This window comes from Terriglobales bacterium, from assembly GCA_035624455.1.
Lineage (GTDB): Bacteria > Acidobacteriota > Terriglobia > Terriglobales > Acidobacteriaceae > DASPRM01.
The window spans coordinates 1-4,069 of the sequence record DASPRM010000048.1 but is presented as its reverse complement, the minus strand read 5'-3'; the positions used below and the strand labels follow the sequence as shown (position 1 = coordinate 4,069).

At 57.9% G+C, this 4,069-nt stretch carries 4 protein-coding genes; all 4 read right to left on the bottom strand.

Annotated elements, in window-relative coordinates:
* On the bottom strand, nt 1–1,117 hold a 1,117-nt coding region (locus VEG30_05560), incomplete at its 3' end, for an Npt1/Npt2 family nucleotide transporter (protein HXZ79377.1).
* 339 nt (nt 1,118–1,456) lie between these two features.
* Complete coding sequence (locus VEG30_05555; protein HXZ79376.1) at nt 1,457–1,963, bottom strand: group II intron maturase-specific domain-containing protein; 507 nt, start codon at nt 1,961–1,963, stop codon at nt 1,457–1,459.
* A 40-nt stretch (nt 1,964–2,003) separates the two neighbouring features.
* A complete protein-coding gene (locus VEG30_05550) occupies nt 2,004–2,549 on the bottom strand; it encodes a hypothetical protein (GenBank protein ID HXZ79375.1) in 546 nt (181 codons plus the stop codon).
* Nucleotides 2,550–3,048: 499 nt separating this feature from the next.
* A complete protein-coding gene (locus tag VEG30_05545; GenBank protein HXZ79374.1) occupies nt 3,049–3,495 on the bottom strand; it encodes a reverse transcriptase domain-containing protein in 447 nt (148 codons plus the stop codon).
* Nucleotides 3,496–4,069: the final 574 nt, after the last annotated feature.

Below are 4,069 nucleotides of genomic sequence, written 5' to 3'. Positions count from 1 at the left end.
CAACAAAGGGTTTCGCCTGCAGCTTGATGGCGCTCGGCAGCGGCATGAAAAGGATCTCCCGCGAGGTTTTGTCGACTGTGTAACGAAGCGATTGGTCAAGAACACGGGCCAGGCCCGGCGCCCAAAGACTGGCAACCATGAGCATTACCAACGCGGTCGAGCCGAGGCTGACCGGCAGAATCAGCAAGGCAAATCCAATCCCGAGGTAACGGTGAATCCGACTCGTGAGCAAGATCTGGACGAGGAAACCGATGGTCGAGGTCCAGGCCTGGACGACCGCCAGAAAGCCCGCAATACCGGTCTCCTGGCTGTGAGCCGCCGCCGCAGCCATGTTGAGTTGTTGCTCTATAATGGCAGCCCCGATGGCGGCAAAGCTGATCACAAGCGCGATGATTTGCAGGTGCCTCGATTTGCGCAGAAGATCGAGCGCCTGCCATCCCCGGATCTCAGTCTTTCCCTGCGGAGCAGCAGCCAGTCCACTCAGCTGCTCGCGAACAATGATGGTCACCACGATCAGTACGCAGACCGTCATCAGTGAAGCGCTCACTAGAAGAATGTTGACGCTGCCAATCTCCTTCACGTAACTCGCCGTGAGTATCGAACCAGCAATTCCCCCCAGCGGAGCCCCGGCGGCGATGAAACCGAACAGTCGCTTGGCCTGGCGGGGATCGTAGACAAGGTTGGCCAGCGTCCAGAACTGGCTAATGAGCAGTATCCCCAGGATGAGTCCAGTCACGTAGAAGGCGACGGAAACCCACGTGCCGCCCGTTCGGAACAGGCACCAGAAGGCCACGAGCAAGCCTACGATTCCCACCTGCACGATGGGTAGGCTCCAACGACGTGGCAGGCGCGCCATCAGCCAGCCGTAACCGACCATGATCATGCCGATGAGCACACCGCCGGCCAGCTGCACATAGGGGAGGTTGTCGGCGCCCAGGCTGTCGATGAACTTGCTTCGGGTAATCGGCTTGATGGCACTGTAGCTGGCCATGGCGAGGAATGAATAAGTAAGCATCAGGAAAGCGGTGGCTGCCTCGCCGGCCTGTATCTGGCCAATGCAACCGAGAGTACGACTGGAGATCGAGCGGTCCATATCCATTTGAGTGGACTTTATCAAATTACTCTGCCCGCGAAATCGCCAATTTGGAGTCGGCAAGCTCGGGCGGGTCTTCATCGAGATGGCGTTCATGGTTTTGACAGACTTGTCGTTTTGGGAATGGCCGCTGGGTCCGAGATCATCTCGTACATGGCTTATGCACCCGCTCGGCCAGACTCTTATCGTGGCCGCCGGCTGTCATGAATCGTGGTGAATGTGGGTGCCTATCATCGGTAGCGCCTGGAGTGTTGGGGCTCGTCGATCTGCCACTTAGCGAATTACGGGGGAGTAGGCCAGCGGAGTTTCACCACCGGCCTCTCGCAGAACCGAGCGTGAGATTCTCACCTCACTCGGCTCCCATCAGACGAACGTACCGGTCATGCCGAGTCGCCAGTGAGCGAAGAGATCGGGTCGCTGAGTCGCGAGCCTTTCGATAAACTGGCCCGCGAGAGTTGCACCACGCTTAAAGCGCTTGAACTTACGCTGCGCCCAAGCCACGAGCGTCTGATTGACGTATCGCAGCAGGGGAGACAGCGCCGAAGGAGCATAGCGTCCGTAATATCCAATCCAACCTCGGAGGAGGGGATTGAGCTGCCGGGCGATGTCCTGTAAGGACAGCTGTGTTTCCCGTCGTAGGTTCAAGTCCCGGACCGTCGCCCGCATGTTGTTTAGCGCAGCGGAGCTGACTGCCGGATTGAATCCTCCGAACAGTACATTGTCCCGCATGCGTCGCACCTGCCGAGGCCGAAAGCAGTGCCCGAGGAAATCGAATTTGACGTTCGGGTATTGGCCTCTGCGGTTGTCGTCCACTCCGCCTTGTGGCGTGCCGCAGTTTCGCTCTATCGTAGTCCCGTCTTCCTTCACCATGGGCGCTTTGAGCCATCTTTCGATGTATAACAGCGCCCATTTACACGTTATGTGTTTCCGAACAGCCCGCAGCAAGAGCTCGTGGTCGATGTTGTGGTGGGTAGGGACAGGTCTTGAGGTGAATCTCTTGTGCCTGTCCCCCCTCGCGGAACCCGTCGAGCAGATTTCCCGCAACGGGCTCCCTACGCCTAGGCCGAAATCCATACGAACATTCCAGGAAATCCGCCTCAAACACCGCTTCCAATATGCGCGCGACCGCCCTTTGCAGCAGGCGATCTTCGACCGTGGGAATTCCCAGCGGCCTTGTCCCTACCTTGCCAGGTCCCTTGGATATCTCCACTCGGCGTACCGGCGGAGCCCGATAGGTTCCTCGCTTCAAGCGTTCGCACAGCTCTTGCACGCGCGTGTCTAAGTCCTGCTCGAACTCCTTCGTTGTCTCGCCGTCTACACCGCTTGCGCCCCGACGGTTCATTTGCTTCCAAGTCTCTTTAAGCAACTCCGGCGTGAGCAAATGCGCCAGCCAGGTGAAGCGCACCTTTGGGTTTGACTTTGCCTTCTTTGCGATCTGATCCAGTTGTGTGGACATTCTTCTCCCACCTCTGATTGTGCAGGGAATGTTTCCCTGGACCAGCAAACTCAACCTGCCCCGCCGCTTCCCCATGTACGCGGCTTTCCCGCGCTCCGAGTACTCCCAGCGGGTCCGACTTCCATCGTCGCTTTTATCTTCCTCAGGATTTGCCCATTCGGTCGATATACTCGGTCCGCTACCGTCAGTCCAAGACGGCGGTGGATCTCCCAGTTGCCCTGACACTTCCTTTTCTGCCCATGCCGTGCTCTTAGACCCCGCCGGAGTCTCCAGCGGCCATCGCCCTTGCGGCCGCCTACTATTGCCTTCCAGATTTTCGACCCTGTCGGCCTCCGGATGTGTCACGAGGCTCAATCGCTTCACTTGCGTTACGGCCTAGGCATCGCTCTGTCTACGCTTAGCCCATGTCGTTGCCTCCATGAGCCCAAGACTCGATTCCTGGTGGAGCGGCTCGTTCTCCTTACCAGGACGGGAGTTTCACCCGCTGGAAGCGCCCGGCTTAGCCTGGCGCACCGAATAGGCCTTTGATGTCGAACTCTAAAACCCAGTCATACTTCCAGCATCGTTCTCGCGTAGCCGCTATGGCATCCAGGGCCGACTTATTCGGCCTGTATCCATAGGAGTCTGCGAGAAAGATTGGCTCTAGACTCGGCTCAATTAGCTGTTTCACGACCATCTGCGCCACGCGATCGGCTACGGTGGGCACGCCCAAAATCCTTTCTCCACCACTCTTCTTTGGAATGGGGACGGCGCGTACCTGTGGGGGGAAGTAGGTTCCCGAGCTCATCCGATTCCAGATCTTGTACAGATTGCCTGCCAAGTCTTCCTCGAACTGCTCGATCGACTGTTCATCCACACCGGCCCCGCCACGATTGGATTTGACCGCTTTGTACACTTCGTACACCAAGCGCTTATCGATGTTGAACGGTTTGTTTGTCGCATGCATCGAGTTCATCCTGTCTCCAGTTGTTTCGGTGATGCAACCGCCTGACCCGACTCCTTTGCTCTAGCCCCAGTACAAGGCCTTCATCGCTCATATGAGTCGGTCCGCCCCAGGGCTCCGCCTCGGTACTCTCGCCTCGCAGTTCTGGCTGCTTGGACTTCTCCCTTGACATCGGAGCACTGGTTCCTGCAGTTCCGCACAATCGCCTGCATCCGCTTCACGCCCTCTCTACGCCGGTCGCCACCCGCCCAGTCAGCAGGTACCTGGCGGATTCATCCCAGATGTTTGCTCGCATCTGGTTTCGACGACACTTGACTTCGTAACGACGCGTCATCGATGGGTTCACTTTCGTTCGTCTCTCGGATGCGCACCTGCGCAAGTTTTCCTCGCGCTTTTCCTCCAACGCTCACCACCGCCGGCTTTTGACCGCAGCAGCTTGGAGCTGGTTTAAGACCTGCTCCTGAAAGCCGATCCTGAAGGACCATCCTTCATCGATTGCACAGCTCGTCCACGATTACGGTTAGGTCATGTGACCTCCTTATCCGTGCACTTCTGCAGCACACAGCAAACCGGAAGT